The 21,285-nt window shown below is 75.7% G+C and carries 13 protein-coding genes; 6 read left to right on the forward strand and 7 right to left on the reverse strand.

Annotated features, from left to right (window positions below):
- The 7 genes from C4T42_RS26575 to C4T42_RS26605 all read right to left on the reverse strand — a co-directional run.
- Window positions 1–1,631 (reverse strand): condensation domain-containing protein (locus C4T42_RS26575; protein WP_280177404.1); only part of this gene is annotated, 1,631 nt, incomplete at its 3' end.
- The gene (locus C4T42_RS26580; RefSeq protein WP_103986148.1) at window positions 1,628–4,786 is read right to left on the reverse strand and encodes an amino acid adenylation domain-containing protein; all 3,159 of its coding nucleotides are present in this window, start codon (window positions 4,784–4,786) and stop codon (window positions 1,628–1,630) included. The genes C4T42_RS26575 and C4T42_RS26580, both read right to left, overlap by 4 nt.
- A complete protein-coding gene (locus C4T42_RS26585; protein ID WP_103986149.1) occupies window positions 4,783–9,267 on the reverse strand; it encodes a TauD/TfdA family dioxygenase in 4,485 nt (1,494 codons plus the stop codon). Before C4T42_RS26585 ends, C4T42_RS26580 begins: the two co-directional genes overlap by 4 nt.
- On the reverse strand, window positions 9,264–10,961 hold the full coding sequence (locus C4T42_RS26590; RefSeq protein WP_103986150.1) for a cyclic peptide export ABC transporter: 1,698 nt from the start codon (window positions 10,959–10,961) through the stop codon (window positions 9,264–9,266). Before C4T42_RS26590 ends, C4T42_RS26585 begins: the two co-directional genes overlap by 4 nt.
- On the reverse strand, window positions 10,961–11,944 hold the full coding sequence (locus C4T42_RS26595; protein ID WP_020094342.1) for a TauD/TfdA family dioxygenase: 984 nt from the start codon (window positions 11,942–11,944) through the stop codon (window positions 10,961–10,963). Before C4T42_RS26595 ends, C4T42_RS26590 begins: the two co-directional genes overlap by 1 nt.
- Window positions 11,945–12,006: 62 nt before the next feature.
- Window positions 12,007–12,723: an alpha/beta fold hydrolase gene (locus C4T42_RS26600; protein WP_199778774.1), complete on the reverse strand. Its 717-nt coding sequence runs from the start codon at window positions 12,721–12,723 to the stop codon at window positions 12,007–12,009.
- Window positions 12,724–12,725: 2 nt separating this feature from the next.
- A complete protein-coding gene (locus C4T42_RS26605) occupies window positions 12,726–12,959 on the reverse strand; it encodes an MbtH family protein (RefSeq protein ID WP_020094344.1) in 234 nt (77 codons plus the stop codon).
- Between the two features lie 440 nt (window positions 12,960–13,399).
- Here C4T42_RS26605 and C4T42_RS26610 point away from each other — a divergent pair, with 440 nt between their 5' ends.
- The 6 genes from C4T42_RS26610 (at window position 13,400) to C4T42_RS26635 (ending at window position 20,897) form a co-directional block, all read left to right on the forward strand.
- The gene (locus C4T42_RS26610; protein WP_020094345.1) at window positions 13,400–14,773 is read left to right on the forward strand and encodes a lysine N(6)-hydroxylase/L-ornithine N(5)-oxygenase family protein; all 1,374 of its coding nucleotides are present in this window, start codon (window positions 13,400–13,402) and stop codon (window positions 14,771–14,773) included.
- 103 nt (window positions 14,774–14,876) lie between these two features.
- Window positions 14,877–15,821, forward strand: a complete 945-nt coding sequence (locus C4T42_RS26615) for an ABC transporter substrate-binding protein (RefSeq protein WP_244603285.1) — start codon at window positions 14,877–14,879, stop codon at window positions 15,819–15,821.
- The gene (gene fhuB / locus C4T42_RS26620) at window positions 15,818–17,830 is read left to right on the forward strand and encodes a Fe(3+)-hydroxamate ABC transporter permease FhuB (protein ID WP_103986152.1); all 2,013 of its coding nucleotides are present in this window, start codon (window positions 15,818–15,820) and stop codon (window positions 17,828–17,830) included. The genes C4T42_RS26615 and fhuB overlap by 4 nt, the downstream gene beginning before the upstream one ends.
- Window positions 17,827–18,624: a siderophore-iron reductase FhuF gene (gene fhuF, locus C4T42_RS26625; RefSeq protein ID WP_091981164.1), complete on the forward strand. Its 798-nt coding sequence runs from the start codon at window positions 17,827–17,829 to the stop codon at window positions 18,622–18,624. Before fhuB ends, fhuF begins: the two co-directional genes overlap by 4 nt.
- Window positions 18,621–19,469 carry an ATP-binding cassette domain-containing protein gene (locus tag C4T42_RS26630; RefSeq protein ID WP_170855236.1) on the forward strand — a complete coding sequence of 283 codons (849 nt, stop codon included), beginning with the start codon at window positions 18,621–18,623 and terminating at the stop codon, window positions 19,467–19,469. Before fhuF ends, C4T42_RS26630 begins: the two co-directional genes overlap by 4 nt.
- 438 nt (window positions 19,470–19,907) lie before the next feature.
- Entirely contained in the window at window positions 19,908–20,897 is a 990-nt protein-coding gene (locus tag C4T42_RS26635; protein WP_103986153.1) for a helix-turn-helix domain-containing protein, read from the forward strand.
- Window positions 20,898–21,285: the final 388 nt, after the last annotated feature.

Consider the following 21,285-nt stretch of genomic DNA (forward strand, 5'->3'; position numbering starts at 1 on the left):
CGCTCGGGTCGGGCGCCGGCGCGGGCGAGGCGTCGGGCGATGGCGGTGGCGCGGGCGTCGAGGCCGGCGCGGGTCAGGCTGGTCCGGGCGTCTGTGACGGCCGGGGCGTCCGGGTCTTGCGCGAGATGGCCTGCGAAGGCGGCGAGGACGTCGCCGGCGCCGTCCGGATAAGCCCGGGCGGTCGCGTTCGCCGAGCCGATCACCGCCCGGTCGGAGGCCGTGAGCGTGCTCGCCGCGTGGAGGGGCCGGTCTGGCGCCGCGACGAGGGCGCGCAGCAGGGTGAGGAACCCGTCGCGCCAATGCCGGGCGGTGGCGTCCGCGATCAGGCCGGCATCGTACTCGAGCTGGCAATCGATGCCGGTCCCGTCGGCGGCGACGTCGAGGGCGACGTCGAACTTGGCGCTCGCCACGTCGACGTCGATCCGCGCCGCCGCGACCCCCGCGAGGTCGAGGGGGGTGGCATCCCGGCTGGGGCGGAAGTTGAACGCCGCCTGGAAGACCGGCGTGGTCGCGGCGTCGCGCGCGATCCCGGTCTCCGCCACGAGGCGCTCGAAGGGGACGTCGTCCTCGGCCAGGAACGCCATCGCCTCGCCGCGCAGCCGCGCGCAGAGATCGCGGAAGCTCCCGCGCGGATCGAGGCGGACGCGGTAGACCTGCGTGTTGACGAGGAAGCCGACGAGGTCCTGCAGCTCGGGGCGGGTGCGGGCGGCGTTCGGCACGCCGACGGCGAAGTCCGTCTGGCCGCTCAGGCGGGCGAGCAGCACCTGCCACGCCGCCAGCAGCGCCACGAAGGGCGGGCACGCCTGCGACCGGCAGAACGCGGCCACCGCGCCGGCGAGGTCGGCGGGCAGGGTGAAGTCGACCCGCCCGCCCGGGCGGTTCGCCAGGGGCTGGCGGGGATGGTCGAGGGGCAGGTCCAGGGCCGGGACGGCGTCGCCGAGGTAGCGGCGCCCGCGCGCGATCGCCGCGGACCCGGCCGCGCCGTCGAACCGGGCGCGCTGCCACGCGGCGAAATCCACGAAGCGCAGGCGCGGGGCGGGCAGCGGCTGCCCGATCCGCGCGGGATCGGCGAGGGCCGCGCGGTAGGCCTGCGCCAGATCCCGGAAGAGCCGCGCCGTCGACCACGCGTCCACCGCGATGTGGTGCATCACCACGAGGAGGACGCGCCTGCCCGCCGGATCCGCCTCCGACAGGACCGCGCGCAGCGGCGGCGCGCGGGTGAGATCGAAGGGGCGGCGGCTCAAGGCGCGCAGCGCCGCGCCCGGGTCACCGTCGAGGGCCGGGGCGCGCTCGAGTTCGAACGGCACGTGCGGGTGCAGGATCTGGCGCGGGCCGTCGGCGGTATCCGCCAGCGCCGTGCGCAGGACGTCGTGACAGGCGATCAGGCTCCGGAACGCGCCCTCGAGCGCCGGGACGTCGAGGGGGCCGGTGAGGCGGAAGGCCCGGGCCGAGTGGTAGGCCGGGCTCTCCGGGTCGTAGCGCTGGTGGAACCAGAGCCGCGCCTGCGGGAACGACAGGGGCGCCGGGCCCCCGGCGTGCCGCGGGATGCCGTCGGCCGCCTCGGCGTCCTCCCGCAGCAGGCGGGCGAGGGCCGCGCGCCGCGCCGCGTCGCGCGCGCCGATCCCGGTCACGCGCCCACCCCGGCGAGGCCGGTGCGCTCGGCCTCGCTCAGGCCGGCGAGTTCCAGGCGCAGGCTCGCCGTCTCCTCGATCGCGTCCGGCGGGGCGTAGGTGCCGAGCGCCGCCGCGAGGGTCGCGGGCGTGCTGTGGTCGAAGACCAGGCTCGGGGGGATCTCGACCTTGAGCAGCTTGCGGATGCGCGCCGTCAGCTTGATGACGAGGAGCGAGTTGCCGCCGGCCGCGAAGAAGTCGCCCGTGGCCCCGAGGCGCTCCGCCGGGAGGCCCAGCAGCTCCGCCATGGCGTCGGTGAGCACGGTCTCGAGCGCCGTGCGCGGCGGGACGCCCGTGCCCCCGTCCGTATGGGCGTCCGGAGGGGGCAAGGCGGCGCGGTCGATCTTGCCGTTGGCCAGTCGCGGCAGGCTGTCGAGGCGCAGGATCGGGGCGGGCAGCCACGCGGCGGGCAGGGTTTCGGCCAGCGCCGCGAGGAGCGCGGCGGGTGTCCGCTCGGGGTCGGCGACCACGTAGGCCGCGAGTCCGGTCGCGCCGTCCGGCCCCGTGAACGGGCGCACCGCCGCCTGGCTCACGCCGGCGAGGCCCGCCAGCGCGGCCTCGACCTCGCCCGGCTCGACGCGGTGGCCGCGCAGCTTGATCTGGTCGTCGGCCCGCCCGGCGAGCACGAGGCGGCCGCCGGGCAGCAGGCGGGCCCGGTCGCCGGTGCGGTAGAGCCGCCCCGCTCCGAACGGGTTGGGCGAGAACGCGCCCGCGCCGCCGGCCTCCGTGCCCGGGAGGTAGCCGCGGCAGATCTGGGCGCCCCCGAGGTGGAGCACGCCGACCGCGCCGGTCGGCGCGAGCGCGCCCGCCGCGTCGAGGATGTAGGCCTCGCTGCCGGCGAGCACGCGGCTCAGCGGCAGGCTCTCGTCCGGCGGCGCGGTGGCCGCGTCCGGATGCACCAGCACGCCGACACAGGCCTCGGTGGGACCGTAATGGTTGGCGATCCGCGTCGTCGGCGCCGCCGCCCGGATCCGCCGGACCAGGGCGGCCGGCGTCGGCTCGCCGCCGAGCACCAGCAGGGCGGGCAGCGCGGGGTCCTCGACGCCGTCGAGGAGGGCGGCGAGGTGGGACGGGACCAGTTTCGCGCAGGCGACGGCGTTGCCGCGCAGGAAGCGCGCGAAGGCCGGGCCGTCGGCCATCTCGGCCTCGTCGGCGACCACGAGGCAGGCGCCGAGGCGCAGCGCCGCGAACAGCATGGTGTTGCCGAGGTCGGCCGCCACCGTGGAGGTCAGCGCGAAGCGCCCGTGACCGGACAGGTCGAGGGCGTCGATGACGGCCTCCACGTAGGCGCGGATCTGGGCGTGCTCGATCACCACGCCCTTCGGCGTCCCGGACGAGCCGGAGGTGAAGAGCAGGCAGGCCATGTCGGAGGGGTCCCGGGCCTCGGCGGGGTGCCGGGCCTCACCGAGGCCGTCGAGGATCGCCCCGAGGGCGTGCCGGCCGGCCGCGGGGTCGGCCGAGAGCGCCACGGTCAGCGCGGGCCGGGCGAGCGCGATCAGGCGGTCGCGGCGGGCCTGCGGCCAGGCCGGGTCGAGGGGCAGGTAGGCGCCCCCCGCGCGCCAGACCGCGAGGATCGCCACCACGAGGTCGACGGAGCGCGGCAGGTCCAGGGCGACGACGCGCTCGGGACCGACGCCGCGCGCGGCGAACCAGGCGCCGAGGCGCGCGACGCGGTCCTCCAGCGCGGCGTACGACAGGGTGCGGCCGGCGCCCACGAGGGCGGGGGCGTCCGGCGCCGTCGCCGCGTGGCGGGCGACGAGGACCGGAAGGGTCTCCGCCGGCAGGGCGCGGGCGGCCGGGCGGCCGAAGGCGCGCAGGCGCACCTCCTCGCGCGCGCCGACGAGCGGGTAGGTCGCGAAGGGCGTCGCGGCCTTCGCGGGCAGGCGGACGAGCAGCGTCTCGACCTGATCGAGCAGGGTCTCCAGGGCTTCCACCGCGTAGCGGCGCGGGTCGGCGTGCAAGGTCAGCGCGGCGAGGTGCCCCTCCGCGTCGAGGGCCGGCTCCAGGCAGAGCTCGAACCCGGCGGGTCCGGGCAGGAGCCGGTCCTGCGCGGCCCCCTGAGCCGCGAGCGCGAAGCCGACCGCGGGGCGGCGGTCGTCGCCGGCCGCGTCGAGGGGGCAGAGTTCCTGGAAGGCGCGGTGCTCGTCGAGCCGCGCGGCGAGACCGGCCGCGGCCTCCGAGACGCTGGTTTCCGGCGGGAGGACGAGGCGCAGGGGCAGCGTCTTGGTGAAGACGCCGACCGTGCCGGCGAAGACCGCGTAGTCGCGCCGGCAATCGTGCGCCCAGCCGCCGAGGATCTCCGTCCGCTCGGCGAGGCGCGCCACGAGCAGCCACCACGCGGCCTGGAGCACGGCCTCGGCGCCGGCCGCGGCGAGGTCCGGCCGGGCCAGCGCCCGCGCGAAGGCGTCCGTGACGGCGGTGTCGGCGGCCCGACTCAGCCGGATCGCGGCGGCCGGCTCCTCCACCGCGTCGGCGGCCGCCCCGCGGCGATAGGGCAGCCGGAGTGGCGCCGCGCCCGCGCCGATCTGGTCCCGCCAGTAGGCTTGGCCCTCGCCGTCCGCGTCGTCGGCGGCGACCGCCTCGCGCCACTCCGCGTACTGGGCGTAGGTCGCGGCCTCGGGATCGGCGCCGGGCGCCGCGTCGTCCGCGCAGGCGGCCGCGACCTCCGACAGGACGCGGTCGAGGCTGCCGGCATCGACCGCGAGGGCGCTGGCGACGAGGCGCAGCCGCGGCGTCGCGCCCGGCAGGAGGACGGCCGCGAGGGTCTGGCCGCGCTCCGGCGCGAGGCCGACGGTCCCGACGTCTCCCTGCGGCGCGCCGGTATCGAGCGGGATAGCGGGCGCGCCGGCCTCGGCCTGCCGCAGGCCGCGGAAGCCCGGCTCGCGCACGAAGGCGGTGCGCAGGACGTCGTGGCGGGCGGCGACCGCGGCGAGGCCGCGGCGGAGGCGGTCCGCCTCGACCGGCCCGGGCAGGTCGATCTCGGCGACGAGATTCGGCGCGGTGCCGGTCTCGTCGAGGCAGGCGCGCTGCTCGGGGGTCAGCGCCCGGGTCGGCGCCGCGGCGAGGGAGGCCTGCGCGCCGGTCATCGCCGCGCCGGTCATCGCCGCGCCGGTCATGCCGCCGCTCCCGTGACCGCGCCGCGCTCGACCATGTCGCCCATGGCGACGACGATCCGGCGCGGCCCCTCGTAGGGGTCGCGGGCATGGGCGGCGAGCATGTTGTCGAGCATCACGACGTCGCCGGGGCGCCAGTCGAAGCGCACGGCGATCGCCTCGTAGAGGCGGCCGACCTCGTCCATCACCGCGTCCTCGATCGGCGTGCCGTCGCCGTAGAGCACGTCGCGCGGCATCCGCTCCGGCCCCACGAGGCCGAGGAGGTCGGCGCGCACCTCGGGGTCGAGGCAGCGCGGGTGGTGCAGCTGCACCTGGTTGAAGAACGACTTCTCGCCGGTCAGCGGGTGGGTGATCACCGCCGGGCAGCGCGTGCGGGTCTGGAGCGTGTCCGCGTCGAGCCAGGCGAAGTCGACGCCCTCGGCCCGGCAGCGCGCCTCCACGGCCGCGCGATCCTCGGTGTGGAAGAACCGGCGCCAGTCGACGTCGAAGCGCTCCGTGAAGGTGCGGACGTAGATCAGCCCCAGGCGCTCGAAGCGGTCGGCGATCGCCGGCGGCAGCTGCCGGTACAGCGCGCGGCAGTCGACGATGGGCGTCGCGCCGCCCACCGGCGACGGCTGCTGGCAGAAGAACCACTGCTTGCGCGGCCAGGCATGCAGGTGGCTGCTCTCGTTGTGGTAGAGGATCATCTCCCGCTCGGGGTAGGGCGTCGAGCGGTAGGTGTTCTTCCCGCCCTCGTTCTTGGGCAGGTCGCCGTACCCGCCGTAGAGGCCGGGCTGGAGCGCCTCGGCGAAGGCCTCGAATTCCTGCGGGGTCGCGATGCCGAAGCCGCGCAGCAGCAGGCCGGCGTGGCGGCGCAGCTTGCCCTCGACCCAGTCGCGCTGGGCGGTCGCCCAGGCCACCGCGTCGACGTCGGCCGACAGCGGCTCGATCACGAGGGGGAAGTCGCGCCCGGGCGCCAGGGTCGAGAGGCGGGCCGGCTCGCCCGCGGCGGCGGCGGGTTTGCCGGCGCCCAGTCCCTTGAGCTTGTCGAGCTTCGCTTCCAGGCGGCCGGTGCGCGGGAGCGACGGGGCGGTGTTCGACATGACGGGGTCCTCCGGGTCTCGTGAGGGCGGGAGCGCGGGCAGAAGGTCGGGCAGGCCGGGCAGCAGGGTCGGGAGCGGGGCCGCGGGCGCGGCGGCTGCGGCGGCGAGCAGGGTCGCGTAGGCCTCCGCGAGGCGCGCGACGCGTTCGGGGGTGAACAGGGCCGTGGCGAAGACCCACTCGGCCGCGATCCCGCCCCCCGGCGCGGGCGGGTCGAGGAAGAGCGCCATCTCGAATTTCGAGCCGTGCGCGCTGGCCGCCCGGGCCTCGGCCGCGAGCCCCGGGACACCGAAATCGCCGGGCGGCGCGTTCTGCATCACGAACAGGGCCTGGACGAGGGGTGGCCGGGCGCGGGCGCGCGGGATGTCGAGGGCGTCGACGATCCGGTCGAAGGGCAGGGTGGCGTGCTCGAAGGCGGCGAGGACGTCCTCGCGGACGCGCTCGATCAGCGCGGTGAAGGACGGGGCGCCGTCGAGGCGCGCCCGGATCGGCAGCACGTTGACGAAGAAGCCGATCAGCCCGGCCAGATCGGGGTGCGGCCGGCCCGCGACGTCGGTGCCGACGACGAAGCGTTCGGCCCCGCTCAGCCGATGGAGCAGGGCCTGGAAGCCCGCGAGCAGCACGACGAACGGCGAGGCGCCGCGCGCCCGGCCCAGCTCCGCCAGACGGGCGACCAGCAGCCCCGGCAGTTCGAAGCGGACGGAGCCGCCGGCCTGCGACGGGACCGCCGGCCGCGGCCGGTCCGTCGGCAGGGGCAGCAGGGCGGGCACCTCCGCGAGGTGCCCGCGCCAGAACGCGGTCTCGGCCGCCGCCGCGCGCTCCACGGCCGCCCGGTGCCAGCGCGCGAAATCCGTGTACTGGACGGGGAGGGGCGGCGCCTCCGCGCCGCGATAGGCGGCCCCGAGTTCGGAGAGCAGCACGCCGACCGACCAGCCGTCGCCGACGAGGTGGTGGAGGGCCAGGACGAGGCGGTGATCGTCGGCGGCCAGGCGCAGGAGCCGGGCGCGCAGGAGCGGCGGCACGGCGAGGTCGAACGGCGCGGCCGCCTCCGCGGCCTCGCACGCGGCGACCCGGATCTCGCGGGCGCCCGGATCGAGGCCAGTGAGGTCGTCGACGGGCACGTCGAGGGCGACCGCCTCGGCGATCCGGGGCTCCGGAAGGCCGTCCTCGCCGGTCGGATAGCCGGTCCGCAGCACGGCGTGCCGGGCGACGACCCGGCGCAGGGCCGCGGCGAGCCGGTCGGGCTCCAGCGGGCCTCCGAACCGGATATGTCCGACCATGACGTAGGCGCCGCGCCCGGCCGGGTCGCCGAGCCGCTCGGCCAGCCAGAGCCGCTGCTGGCCGAGCGACAGAAGGGGCGGGCCCGCGCGCGGCAGGAGCGCGGGCGCCGGCACCGCGTCGCGGGGCAGCGCGTCGATCCGCGCCGCGAGGTCGGCGAGGGTCGGGGCCGCGAACAGGTCGCGCAGCGGCAGGGCGACCCCGAAGGCGGTGCGGACGCGGTCGACGGCGCGCATCGCCAGGAGCGAGTGGCCGCCGAGTTCCAGGAAGCCGCGCCCGCGCGAGACCTCGTCGAGGCCGAGGAGATCGCACCAGATCGCCGCGAGGGCGCGCTCCGTCGCGCTCCGGGGCGGCTCATCCGGCGACGCAGCACCCTGCGGCCGCCGGTAGAGGTGGAGGGGGGTGAGGTCGCCGGCCGCGAGGCCGTCCCGGCACGCGCCGCGCCGGAGCTTCCCGCTCGTGGTCTTGGGCAGGGTACCCGGCGCCAGCAGGGCCACGAGTTCCGCCGGCTCGGCCAGCACCTCCGCCAGCGCGGCGTCGACCGCGGCGGCGATCTCCGGCGCGCGGGCGGCGGCGCTCCGGCCGATCTCGGCGGCGATCCCGATCGCCTCGCCCGCCGGGCCCTCGACCGCGAAGGCCGCGACCCGCCCCGGGCGGAGAGCCGGCACGCGCGCCTCGACCGCCGTCTCCACGTCCTGCGGATAGACGTTGTGGCCGCGCAGGATGATGAGGTCCTTGGCGCGCCCGGTGACGAAGAGCTCGCCGCCGTCCAGGAAGCCGAGGTCCCCGGTCCGCAGCCAGGTCGCGCCGTCGCGGGGCACGAAGGTCGCGCGGGTCGCCTCCGGGTTGTTCCAGTAGCCGCGCGCGACGCAGGGGCCGCTGAGCCAGATCTCGCCGACCGTCCCGTCGGGGCAGGGGAGGCCCGTGCGCGGGTCGACGATCCGCAGGTGCTCGGGCCGGACCGGCCGGCCGCTGCTCGCGAGGGCGGTGCCGGCCTCGTCGGCGACGGCGCGGCCGGCCGCCAGCGCCGCCGGCGCCACGCTCAGCCGGCGCCACGGCGTGCCCAGGGGCTTGGCCGCGACGAGGAGGGTCGCCTCGGCGAGGCCGTAGGCGGGGCTGAGCGCCGTCGGCGCGAAGCCCGCCGGGGCGAAGCGCGCGGCGAAGCGGGTGAGGGTCCGGGGCCGGATCGGCTCGGCACCGCTGTAGGCGACGCGCCACCCGGCGAGGTCGAGCCCCGCCAGCGCGGCGGCGCCGACGCGCTCGCAGGCCAGCCGGTAGGCGAAGTCCGGGCCGCCGCTGATCGTGCCGCCATGCGCGCCGATCGCCTCGAGCCACGAGGCGGGCCGGGCGAGGAAGGCCTGCGGGCTCATCAGCACGAGCGGCGCGCCGGCGAAGATCGGCTCGATCAGCCCCGCGATCAGGCCCATGTCGTGGTAGAGGGGCAGCCAGGAGACGAAGACGTCGTCTGGGCCGGGCGCGATCGCCTCGGCGAGCCAGCGGGCGTTGGCGACGATGTTGCCGTGCGTGACCTCGACGCCCTTGGGATTCGCGGTCGAGCCCGACGTGTACTGCAGGAAGGCGAGGGTGTCGGGCGGGCACGGGACCGGCCGCCACGCCTCCGCCCCGGCGCTGCCGACCGCGTCGACGCAGACGATCGCGCTTACGGAGCTGCCCGCGCAGGTCGCCGCCACGGTCTCGCGGTTCGCCCGATCGGTCAGGACGTGGCGCGGTGCCATGTCGGCGATCATCAGGGCGAGGCGGGCCGCGTGGTGCGGATCCCGCGTCTCCGGCGGGAAGGAGGGCACGGCGACGAGGCCCGCGTAGAGGCAGGCGAAGAACGCCACGACGTAGTCCGGCCCGCTCGGCAGGGCGATGAGCGCCCGCGCGCCGGGCTCGGCGTCGCGCTGGAGGCGCGCCGCGAGGGCGCGGACCCGCCGGTCGAGTTCCGCGTAATCGAGGGACGCCCCGACCGCGCGCCCGTCCGTGAGGAAGCGCAGGGTCAGCCGGTCGGGCGTGGCGGCCGCCCGCGCCCGCAGGATCGCCACGAGGCTGTCGTCCGGCGCGGGCCGGTGGGGCGACGGCGCGCGGTGCGCGCGGCCCACGTGCAGGCTCTCGTGCAGGCTCACGCGCCGGCTCCCGCCTGGCGGCCGCGCGGCGGGGCGGCGCGGTGCTCCACCACGAGGCCGCGCTCGAGCTTCACGACCTGGTCGGCCCGGTCGAACCAGCGGTCGTCGTGGGTGACGACGAGGATCGTCCGGCCCTCGGCGGCCAGCTCCGGGAGGAGCGTCTCGTAGAAGGCCGCCCGGGAGTCGGGATCCTGGTCGGCGGCCCACTCGTCGAAGATCATGACGGGCCGGTCCTCCAGGCAGGCGACGAGGAGGGCGAGCCGCTTGCGCTGGCCCGTCGAGAGATCGCGGGTCGAGAAGACCCCGTCCCGGAGGCTGACGCGGCCGTCGAGGCCGAGGCGCGCCAGCCACGCGCGCGCCTGCGCCTCGCGCGCGGCGTCCGGCCGGCCGAGCAGCGTCTCGAACAGGTGGAAATCGGAGAAGACGGCCGCGACGTGCGCGCGGTAGCCGGCGAGGGCCGCGCCCGCCACCGGGCGGCCGTCCAGGCACAGCGTCCCGCCGGTCGGCGGGTGCAGGCCGGCGATCACCCGGGCGAGGCTGGTCTTGCCGGAGCCGTTGCCGCCGACCAGGAAGGTGATCTCCCCGGGGCGCAGCGTCAGGTCGACCGGGCCAAGGTCGAAGCGGTCGCCGGTCTGCGGATCGGCCCGGTGATGGGTCACGCCCCGCAGGGTCACGGTGGCGTCGCGCCGGAGCGCGGCCGGGCCTGTCCCCGGATCGCCGACCGGCTCGGGCGGCAGCTCGGCGAAGGCCGCCTCGATCCGCCGCGCGCCGACGCGGGCGAGGTTGACGAGCGGCATCGTGTTCAGCACCGCCTCGAGCGGCCCCATCAGGTAGAGCAGGGCGATGACGTACCCGGTCGTCACCGCCTGGCTCTGCGCGCCGGTCCCGGGGACGAACAGCGCGAGCCCGATCAGGGCCAGGAACAGGATGCGGCCCCAGCCCGCCGCCAGCGCGAGGAGGGCGAGGCCGCGCCGGCGGTGGTCGGCGACGCGGGCGATCGCGGTCGCCAGGACCGCGTCGAGGAAGTGGCGCCCCTTCTCCCGGTTGAGGCGCAGCTCCTTGGCGCCGCCGTGCAGCGCCTGGAAATGTCCGACGAGGCGGTCCTGCTCCGCCCCGGCCCGGGCGAGGTGGCGCGTGACGCGGCCGTAGCAGGCGGAGTAGCCCGCGGCCCCCAGGGCGATCGTGAGGGCCGAGGCCAGGAACAGGGGGAACGACAGATAGCCGAGATAGGCGAGGGTCGCCGCGACCACCGCGCAGTTGGTGACGAGCACGGGCAGCGCCGTGAGGAAGTTGGCGACCTGGTTGGCGTCCTCGGTCACCAGCGCCTGCACCCGGGCGCTCCCCACAGCCTCGAGATCCGCGAACGCGGCGGCCTGGACGCGCGCGGCGATCGCGGACCGGAGATCGGCGAGCCCGCGCTGCCCGAGATCGGCGAAGAGGGCGCGCGAGACGACGAGCGCCGCGCAGGCGAGGAGGGCGGTCGCCGCGAAGGCGGCGACCCGGTCGGCCCGGGCGGGCTCGGACGCGTGGAGCGCCCCGTTGATGAGCACGATCAGGCCCGTCGTGGCGATCCCGCCGACGAGGCTCGCCGCGCCGGCCAGCACGAGCCGGGCGCGGGCGCCCCGCGCGAGGGCGCGCCACAGCGCGGTCCCTGGCGCGGACCCGGGCTCCGCGAAGGCGAACGCCGCCGCCATCACTGCGCGCGGCCGGCTTGCGCCATCGCCACCACGACCTTGCGCGGGCCCTTGAAGGGTGTCCGCGCGTGGGCGGTCAGCATGTTGTCCAGCATCACCACGTCGCCGGACTGCCAGGGGAAGACGACGGTGTGCGCGGCGAGCACGGCGCGGATCGCGTCGAGATCCGCGTCGGGGATCGGGCTGCCGTCGCCGTAGTAGACGTTGCGCGGCAGGTCCGGCTCGTCGACGAGGTCGAGGAGGGTCGCGCGCACCTCCGGCTCGAGGTTCGAGACGTGGAACAGGTGGGCCTGGTTGAACCACACCGGCTCGCCGGTCTCGGGGTGGCGGGCGGTGCCCTGGCAGACCTGCCGGGTGCGGAGGTCGCCGTCCGGCTTCCACTCGCAGGTGATCCCGTGGCCGGCGCAGTACGCCTCGACCGCCCCTCGGTCCTGCGTGCCGAACACCTGCTCCCAGGCCACGTCGAGCCCGTTGCCGTAGTTGCGCACGTACATCAGGCCCCGCTCGGCGAAGCGCGCGCGGATCGGCTCGGGCACGGCGCGGTAGATGGCGCGGCTGTCAGCCAGCGGCGTCTCGCCCCCCTCGGGCGCCGCCTGCTGGCAGTAGAACCAGATCTTCATCGGCCAGTCGCGGGCGTAGGCCTGCTCGTTGTGCAGCGGGATGTGCTGGTGGGGCGGGTACTCGGTCGAGGTGTAGACCCCCTGGGTCACGGCGCTGCGCGGCGTCGAGCCGAACTCGTAGCTCAGGAGGTCGTGGCCGAAGCCCGCCGCGAAGCTGCGGAACGCGTCGGGCCCGTCGAGGCTGAAGCCGCGGAGCAGCAGGCCGCCCGCGGCGTGGAGGTGCGCCTCGGCCGCGGCCCGGATCGCCGGCAGCGCGTCCGCGAGCGCCGCGCCCGCGGCGCCCTCCGGCGGCGTGACCAGGAGCGGCAGAGGACCCTCGTCCCGCAGGGGCTTGGTCACGAGTTCCATCACGGCGTCCTCCATGGTGACATCCCGTTCGTTCGCGCCGCCGGCCCGCGCGCCGCCGATGGGCGGGCGCGGCCGCCTCAGGCCGCGACCTCGGCCCGCGCGCCGATCCGCCGGCCGACGAGGTCGAGCACCGGCCCCCGCCGCGCGTGGATGAAGAAGTGGTCGCCCTCGAACAGCGCGAGGTCGAAGGGGCCGCGCGTCTCGCGGCCCCAGGCCTCGAGGTCGGCGCGGGCGACGTCGTCCCGCGTCCCGCCGAGCGCCTGGATCGGGCAGTCCAGCGCCGGGCGCGCCGCGTAGGTGTAGGCGCCGCGCAGCCGGAAATCGGCCCGGAGCACCGGCAGCACCAGGGCCATCAGGGCGGGATCGGCCAGCGCCTCCGGCGGCGTCGCGCCGTAGGCGGACAGCGCGTCGCGCAGGTCCGCGTCGCTGCGCGGGCGGCGGAAATACGCCCCGTCGCACACCGCCGGTCCGGCGCATCCGGAGGCGAACAGCGCGCGCGGCGCCGCGATCCCGCGGTCGCGGAGTTCGTGCGCCAGCTCGAAGGCGAGCAGCGCGCCCAGGCTATGGCCGAACAGCGCGTAGGAGCCCGTGACGGAACCGGCGACCTCGTCCGCGAGGCGCCGCGTCAGCGCCCGCGGGTCGGTGCAGGGCGCCTCGCCGATCCGGGAGCCGCGCCCCGGCAGCTCGACGGGCCTGACGTCGACCGCGTCGGGCAGGCCGCGGCGCCACTGCGCGAACACCGCGGCGCTCGCCCCCGCGTAGGGCAGGCAGAACAGCCGGACTCGTCCCGGCACGGTCACGCCCGCGCGCCGCCCGCGTCCCGCTCCTGAGCCTCCATGTGTCGGCGCAGGCTCAGGGGCCGCATGTCGGTCCAGACCTCGTCGATGTAGGCCAGGCAATCGGCCTTCGCGCGCGGATCGCCCACGGCGCGCCACCCGTCAGGGATGTCGCGGTAGCTCGGCCAGATCGAGTATTGCTCCTCGTGATTCACCACCACGTAGAACAGCGTATCTTCGCGATCGAACGCCATCGATGCATCCCGTTCAGGTGAAAGCTGCGAGCTGCCTCGCCAATGAATCAATGAACTTCGCTTGTCGGCGCATAACATGGCCGAAAGATCGCCGGACTCAAGGGCCCTTTTACATATTTGAAATGTTCTAATTTAATTCATTACTGCTCGATCGTCAGAAGTGTTTTCCGGAGACCTTGAATCACTGTGGCGGTTCGCGCTACGCAGTGCGGCCGGCGGGTTCGGCCGGCGGGTGTTCTGTGGTCCGGGGCTTGGCGGGGGACGCGGTCAGTGGCGTGTGCGCGAACCAGCTTCCGGTCGCCTGCGAGCGGTCCCGCCGGGGGAACGCGCGGCTCCCCCGAGGGAGGCGCCGCCCCCGTGCGCCGCGGCGGCGAGGATCGCCGCGCACCTCGCCGCGCGCCCCGGCTCCCACCCCGTTGTGCGGACGAGGAGACGATCGGATGACCGCGCGCGCCGCACCGCTCTGCGACGTCATCGGGGTCGGCTTCGGGCCGTCGAACCTCGCCCTGGCGATCGCCCTGGCCGAGACCCCGGCGGCGCGCGGCCTCCGGTACCGCTTCCTGGAGCGGCAGCCGCACTTCCGATGGCACGGCGGCATGCTGCTGCCGGGCAGCGACATGCAGATCTCGTTCCTCAAGGACCTCGTCACGCTCCGCAACCCGACGAGCCCGCTGACCTTCGTGAACTACCTGCACAGCCAGGGTCGACTGCACGATTTCATCGATCTCGGGACGTTTCATCCCAGCCGGATCGAGTTCAACGACTATCTCCGCTGGGTGGCGGACCATTTCGCCGACCGGTGCGACTACGGCGAGACCGCGGTCGCGGTGGAGCCCGGGCTGGGACCGGACGGGACGGTCGAGACCCTGTGGGTCGTCACCCGCGACGCCGCGGGCCGCGAGATCCGCCGCCAGACGCGCGACCTCGCCCTCGCGGTGGGCGGCGCCCCGCACGTGCCCGCCGCCTTCGCCGCCCTGGCGCGCGATCCCCGGCTCTGCCATTCGAGCCGCTACCTCGACCACGTCGACCGGCGCGGCCCGGGCAGCCCGCTCGACCTGTCGCGCCCGGGCGCCCGCGTGGCGGTGATCGGCGGCGGCCAGAGCGCCGCCGAGATCGGCCACGATCTCCACGCCCGCTTCCCGCAGCTGCAGGTCGATCTCGTCTTCCGCGGCCACGCCCTCCGACCGTCGGACGCGACGCCGTTCGTCAACGAGATCTTCCACCCCGACCGCACCGACTTCGTGTACGCGCAGCCGAGCGAGCGGCGGGCGGCGATTGTGCGCAGCTACCGCAACACGAACTACGCGGTGATCGACGCCGACCTGCTCAAGGCGCTCCACGTCATCGTCTACCGGGAGAAGGTCTCCGGGCCGCAGCGCCTGCACCTCCGGCCGCGCAGCGAGATCCTCTCGGCCGTCGGCGACGCGGGCGGGATCAGGCTGCGGACCGTCGACCGCTACGCCGAGGTCGAGGCGGAGCGCAGCTACGACGGCGTCGTCCTGGCGACCGGGTACGCGCGCGACCCGAACCCGGCGATCCTCGAACCGCTCGCGCCCTACCGCGACGGGCCGGACCTGGCGCGCGACTACCGCGTCCCGACCCGCCCCGGCTTCGTCCCGCGCATCTACGTCCAGGGCTACTCGGAGACCTCGCACGGTCTGAGCGACACCCTGCTCTCGGTCCTGCCGGTCCGCGCACAGGAGATCGTCGACAGCCTGCTCGATCAGGACGGGCGCGGGGGCGCGGTCGCCCCGGCGCGCGCGCCCGCCGCCGGCGGGATCCGCGCCTGGGAGCGGCAGGGAGCGCATCCATGAGGCTCGCCGTCCCGCGGACCGGCCGGGCGCGGCGCGCGGAGGCGTGCCGCGGGCGGATCCGCCGCCCGCTCGCCCGAGTCGGCGCACGGGCCGGCGCATGGGGATGAGCCGCCCGCGCGGCGATCGTCGCGCCCTCCTCGCCGGCCTCGCCGCGGGCGTCCTGGGCCTCGTCCCGGGCGGCTTCGCCGCGTCCCCCGCGGGCGCGTCCGAAGACCCGCGGCGCGCGGAGACGGGCGGCGCGCCCGCCGCCCGCGTGGTCGCCCTCGACGGGTTGTTCGCCGAGACGCTCCTCGCGATCGGCCTCGTGCCGGTGGCGATCGCCAACCGGCCGCTCTACGAGAAGCTCATCGCGCAGCCGCCCCTGCCGGACTCGGTCCTCGACCTCGGCCCGCTGCAGGAGCCGAACCTCGAGTTCCTCAGCCTGATCGCCCCCGATCTCATCCTCGCCGCGCCGTGGCAGGCGCAGATCCAGGTCGCGCTGACCCGGATCGCCCCGGTCGTGGCGCTGCCCATCGTCGCGGGCGCGCGGGAGCCGATCGACCACCTCGAGGCGCTGACCCGCGACCTGGGGGACCGCGTCGACCGCGCCGCGGCGGCGCGGGCGCTGGTCGCCGGGACCGACGGGGCGCTCGCCGAGGCCCGGGCTGCGCTCGCGGGCCGGACCGGGCGCCCGGTCTACATCTGCCGCTTCCGCGACGACGGGCGGCAGCTGGCCGTCTTCGGCACGCGCAGCACCGTCGGCGCGGTCGCCCAGCGCCTCGGCCTGACCAATGCCTGGACCGGCCGGCAGAGCGGCGCGGGCACGGTGCTCGCCGCGGTCGAGGACCTCGCGGAGGTGCCCGACGCGACGCTGATCCACTTCGACCGCGGCGCCGAGACCGCGCGCGCCCTCGGGCGCCTCGACGACAGCCCGCTCTGGCGGGCGCTGCCCGCCGTGCGCGCCGGCCGCGTGATCCGCATGCCGGTCGTCCATCCGAACGGCGGCCTGCCGTCGGCCGCGCGCTTCGCCCGTCAGGTCGCCGCGGCCCTCGGGAAGGCCCCGGCGTGAGCGCGGCCGGGGCCGGAGCGCGGCGGGCGCGAGCCGACGGGTCCGGGGCCTCGCCGCTCTGGCGCGGGGCGGGGCTCCTCGCCCTCGCGCTGGCGGTGAGCGCCGCGCTGCTGCACGCCAACCTGGCGGCCGTCCTGCCGCCCGGGCAGTGGTGGGCCGCCCTGCTCGACCCGACCGACGGCGACATGCCGCAGCTCGTCCTGCGCGACAGCCTGCTGCCGCGCCTCGCCATGGCGGTCCTGGCGGGCGGCGGCCTCGGCCTCGCCGGCGTGCTGTTCCAGCAGGTGCTCGACAACCCGCTGGCCGAGCCCGGCACCCTCGGCGTGTTCGCGGGCGCGAAGCTCGCCCTGGCCCTCGCGACCCTGTGGTGGCCGGCCCTCCTGATCTACGGCTACGAGCCCGTCGCCGGCGCCGGGGCGGCCCTGTGCACGGGCCTCGTGCTGCTGCTGAGCGGGCGCAGCGGCTACGCGCCGTCCACCGTCATCCTCGCCGGACTGGTGGTCGGGCTGTCCGCCGAGGCCGCCAACCGGATGCTGGTGCTCGCGCATTTCGACGCGCTCTCCGACCTCTACGCGTGGCAGGCCGGCGCGCTGAACCAGAACAACTGGGACGGCGTCCGCGGCCTCGTCCCGCGCCTCGCCCTCGCGGCCCTCGCGGCCGGCCTGCTGGCGCGCCCGCTGACCCTGATCGAGCTCGGCGATGCCGGGGCGCGGGGCCTCGGCGTCTCCACCGCCGGCACGCGGCTCGCCGCCCTCGCCCTCGGCGTCGCGGTCGGCGCCAGCGTGACCGGGTATCTCGGGGTGATCGGCTTCGTCGGCCTGGCGGGGCCGGCCCTCGCCCGCTACGGCGGCGCCCGCCGGCTCCGCGACCGCCTGCTCTGGGGGCCGGTGGCCGGGGCGGTGCTGCTCGTCCTGACCGATCAGCTCGTGCAGCGGCTCATCGCCCGCAGCGGTGTCCCGACCGGCGCCGTCACCGCCCTCGTCGGCGCGCCCCTGCTGGTCGGCCTCATCCTGGGTCTGCGCACCGCGCGCGAGGCGCCGCCGGCGCCGGGGCCTATCCCGGTCCGTCTCGCCCGGCCGTGGCCCGCCATCGGGGCGCTCGCGATCCTCGCCCTCGCGGCCGTCGGCCTGTCGCTCACACTGGGGCGGGATGCCCAGGGCTGGCTGTGGAGCCCCGATCCGGGCGCCCTCCTGGCCTGGCGGGCGCCGCGCGCGCTGGCCGCCCTGGGGGCCGGGGCCATGCTCGCCTACGCGGGCGGGCTGCTGCAGCGGCTGACCGGGAACCCCCTCGCGGGCCCCGAGCTGTTCGGCGTCTCCGCGGGCGCGGCCCTCGTGGTGGTGCTCGTCCTGTTCCTCGCCCCCGGCCTCGGCCCGGCCGCGATGCTGGCCGCCTCCGCGGCGGGCGCGCTCGCGACGCTGCTGGCGGTCCTGGCCCTGGGCCGCCGGGCGCGCTACGCCTCCGCCCGGATCCTGCTCGTCGGCGCGGCCCTGACCAGCCTGATCGGCTCGGTGATCGCGCTCCTGCTCGCCACGGCCGACCCGCGGACCGCCGCCCTGCTGACGTGGCTCTCGGGCTCGACCTACAACGCCACCGGGACCGAGGCCGGGCTCGCCTGCCTCGGCGCGGCCCTGGTGCTCGCGGGCACGCCGCTGCTCGCGCGCTGGCTCACGATCCTGCCGCTCGGGGCGGAGACGAGCCGGGCCGTCGGGCTCCAGGTCGCGCGGGCGCGCCTGACGGTCCTGTCGGTCGCCGCGATCCTGACCGGCGCCGCGACCCTGCTCGTCGGCCCCCTGAGCTTCGTCGGGCTGATGGGGCCGCACCTCGCCCGCGGCCTGGGCTTCAGCCGGGCCGCCGAGCAGCTGGTGGCGGCGACGCTCGCCGGCGGCCTGATCATGGTGCTGGCCGACTGGCTCGGGCGCGTCGCGGCCTTCCCGTGGCAGTTGCCCGCCGGCCTCGTCGCGACGGTTCTCGGGGGCGCCTATTTCGTCTGGCTGATGCTGCGCCGATGATTCTCTCCCCGCTGAACGCCCTGTTCGTCGGCCCCCTCGAGGGCTACCGGGATCGGATCGTGTCCGCGGAGGATCCGCGCCCCTCCGTGAGGGGCGCCGACCTGCTCGATCCGCGCGTCCTGACCGAACAGCTCGACCGGTTCGCCCGCACCTTCGCGGCGCCGGAGCCCCGCGCCGTCGCGTCGATCTGGGCGAAGCAGCACTTCTCGATGCTGGTGGTGCCCGCGCTCGCCGCCAACATCGTGCTCGACCTCATCCTGCCCGTGGCCCTCGACGCCGTCGAGATCGTCCCGGACGACGGCGGGCTGACGCGGGCGCTCAAGCTGCGCGACCCCGCCGCGGGGAGCGACGGGCCCGGCGGGCAGACCCAGGAGAGGGCGCCGGCGGATCGCTTCGGCGCGCTGATCGACGCGCACCTGGCGCCCCTGGTCGGCGCCCTGGCGGCGGTCTCGGGCGTGGCGCCGCGCGTGCTGTGGAGCAATGCCGGCAACATCTTCGAGTTCGTGGTGCGCCGCACCGAGGGGCTCCCGCAGGCGGGCCGGACCGGGCACGCGGCCGCCGCGAGCGTCCTGACGAGCCGCCGCCGGTCCGGCGCGCCCAACCCGCTGTTCGCGCCGATCCGCTACGTCCCGGAGGCGGGGGACGCGCCGGCGGGCGCGCCGCCGCGTCGGGTGCGGAAGGTCTGCTGCCTGCGCTACCTCATCCCCGACCAGAGCCTCTGCGGCGCCTGCCCCCTGCCGGCACGCCCCGAAGCGGGTCCGGCGGGAACGGACGGCCCGAGGAGGCCCGCATGAACGGTCCCGATGCGCCGGTCGTCGCGCGGCCGCGGGGCGCGCCGACGGCGGAAGCCGCGGGCGCCCCCCCGCTCTTCACCCTGCAGGGCGCGAGCTTCGGACTCCCCGAACGCACCCTGCTGCATCCCCTCGACCTCGTGATCCAGCCGCGGCAGGTGGTGGGCCTGATCGGCCATAACGGGTCCGGCAAGTCGACCCTGATCAAGCTGCTGGGCCGCCAGCAGGCGCCGACCGCCGGCCGGATCGCGTTCGCGGATCGCGCCCTCAGTGCCTGGGAGGACCGCGCCTTCGCGCGCGAGGTCGCCTATCTGCCGCAGGCGCTCCCGCCGGTCCCGGGCATGACCGTGCGCGAGCTCGTGGCGCTGGGGCGCTATCCCTGGCACGGCGCCCTCGGCCGCGTCGCCGACCGGGATCGTGAGGCGGTCCGGCGGGCGCTCGCCGCCACCGGCGTCGCCGCCTTCGCGGACCGCTTCGTCGACACGCTCTCGGGCGGTGAGCGGCAGCGCGTCTGGCTCGCGATGATGATCGCGCAGGAGCCCGCCTGCCTGCTGCTCGACGAGCCGATCTCGGCCCTCGACGTCGCCCACGCCGTCGAGATCCTCGCCCTCGTGCGCGATCTGGCCCATCGTGACGGGCTCGGCGTCGTGGTGGTCCTGCACGACGTGAACATGGCGGCGCGCGTCTGCGACCGCATCCTGGCGCTGCACTCGGGACGCCTCATCGCGGACGGCCCGCCCGGCACGCTGATGAACCCCGACACGCTGCGCGCCGTGTACGACATCCCGATGGGCGTCATGCCGCATCCGGATACCGGTCGGCCGCTGAGCTACCTGCGCGGATCGTAGGCCGGCGCGCGACCACCAGCTGCTCGCGATCCGGCACGCTCGGACCCAGGGTCCGAGCGCGAATCGGCCGGACACTCGGGTGGCGGCGCGCCGCGGACCTCGTCGCCGCCCGGCGGTGACCTCGTGTCGTCTGGACGATCGAGGCATCGGGAAGAGCGCGGCCGTTGCGGCGGCTCCGACAACGCTGGCGAGGACGGAGGGATTCCGAGACGGTGACCGGCCCCCGCGGGGCGGTCCCGTGTCAGGCTTGGGTGCGATCGGAGTGGCGGCTCTGGGCGGTTTCCTGCCGGTGCGCTTACCGACGGCATTGGTTGAGACGCAGACAGAACCGCCGCGAAGCACCCAGCACCGCGGTCTTGAGATAATAGATTATATACAATAACCCTCCGGATCCGCAGTCTGCGCTTCGGGACGGCGCGCTGCGTGCCGAGGCTACGCATGCAACCCTTCTTCTCGACAGAGGGAATTCACCCCAAGGACGCGTTCCGGCGCTGGCGCGAGACGATCTGCGAGCGATTGATCCCGATCGATCAGCAACCCCTTCACGGGGTTCCGTTTCAGGGCAGGCTGGACGTCACCAGCATCGGGCCTGTGCCGATCTCCAAGATGGCACACACCGCCATGCGGACTGAAGCAACCCCCGACGCGATTCGGCGCTATGGGCAGCCCGACCGCCTCTACGCGTCCTTGAAGCTCTCCGGTCAGGACGCCATCCAGCAAGGCGATCGGGAGGCTGTATTCCGGACGGGCGACTTCGTCGTTATCGACGCACGCCCGGCCGTCTGCGAGGCCGACACGGGCATCTCCCTCGTCATCGATCTGCCGCGCGAGCGCTTCGAGGCCATGCTGGGTCCGTCCCGGCTGTACTGTGCACTCACGGTCGGCGCGGACCTCGCCTCCACGACCCTGGCAAACACCTTCCTCCAGGAGCTGGTGCGCATGGGCGATCAGCTCACGCCCGACGCGGCCGCGCGCATGGCGGCGATCGGAACGGACCTGATCATAGCGAGCCTCGCCGAACGGATGGCGCAGGAGGTACCCCGTTCCGTCCACGGCAACGTCACGGTCCAGCGCGCCAAGGCCTATGTCGAGGCGAACCTGAGCGACCCGAACCTGGATCCGCCGCAACTCGCCGCCGCGATGGGCGTGTCGCTGCGCCGGCTCCAGGAACTGTTCCACGAGCGCGGCCGGCACATCTCCGACTACATCTGGGGACGCCGCCTGGAGGCGGCAGCCAAGCGCCTGAATGATCCGGCCTGCGCCCACCTGTCGATCGGCATGCTGGCTTACGGCTGCGGTTTCAGCAGCCAGGCGCATTTCGCGCGCCGCTTCAAGGATCGCTACGGCATGAGCCCGCGTGACTACCGGCAGGCGCACAGCCGAGACAAGCAACCGGGCGCGTCCGCGTCCCGGCCGTCATTCTCGTGACCTGAGTGACCGGTTCGGGTCGCTCCCGGAACGGCAGTTCGGGGTGATCTCCCGCCTGTCCGCTTCTGGGCATCAAGTGCGGGAAAGCCGACCTCGGCTTCCATTCGCGCCCAATCTCGAGAAGCGGCGGACTCCGCCACAATCCGGCGCAGGAGATTTCGCATCGCGCTTCGACTGTGCGCGGCGAACGCGCACCGCGTGCGCTGGCTTGCGGTACCAGTCATCCAACCCCCATTCGCCGAGGGCTGTCGGGCGCGGTAAGGTTGATACCCTGCGGCGGGTCGCATCCCGGTCAGGGCAGGCGACGGTAGACACGGGCGAATTCCGTGCCGCGCCGGATTTCGCAGATGCCGGCTCGGCTGACCTTATCGAATACGCGAAGGGATGA

Origin of the sequence: Methylobacterium sp. 190mf (genome assembly GCF_900107945.1) — a bacterium.
Classification (GTDB): domain Bacteria; phylum Pseudomonadota; class Alphaproteobacteria; order Rhizobiales; family Beijerinckiaceae; genus Methylobacterium.

Coding starts and splice junctions, on each gene's coding strand:
- C4T42_RS26580 (WP_103986148.1), bottom strand. CDS start 4,786: ATGACCGGCGCGGCGATGACCGGCGCGGCGATGACCGGCGCGCAGGCC.
- C4T42_RS26590 (WP_103986150.1), bottom strand. CDS start 10,961: ATGGCGGCGGCGTTCGCCTTCGCGGAGCCCGGGTCCGCGCCAGGGACC.
- C4T42_RS26595 (WP_020094342.1), bottom strand. CDS start 11,944: ATGGAGGACGCCGTGATGGAACTCGTGACCAAGCCCCTGCGGGACGAG.
- C4T42_RS26605 (WP_020094344.1), bottom strand. CDS start 12,959: ATGGCGTTCGATCGCGAAGATACGCTGTTCTACGTGGTGGTGAATCAC.
- C4T42_RS26610 (WP_020094345.1), top strand. CDS start 13,400: ATGACCGCGCGCGCCGCACCGCTCTGCGACGTCATCGGGGTCGGCTTC.
- C4T42_RS26615 (WP_244603285.1), top strand. CDS start 14,877: ATGAGCCGCCCGCGCGGCGATCGTCGCGCCCTCCTCGCCGGCCTCGCC.
- fhuF (WP_091981164.1), top strand. CDS start 17,827: ATGATTCTCTCCCCGCTGAACGCCCTGTTCGTCGGCCCCCTCGAGGGC.
- C4T42_RS26630 (WP_170855236.1), top strand. CDS start 18,621: ATGAACGGTCCCGATGCGCCGGTCGTCGCGCGGCCGCGGGGCGCGCCG.
- C4T42_RS26635 (WP_103986153.1), top strand. CDS start 19,908: ATGCAACCCTTCTTCTCGACAGAGGGAATTCACCCCAAGGACGCGTTC.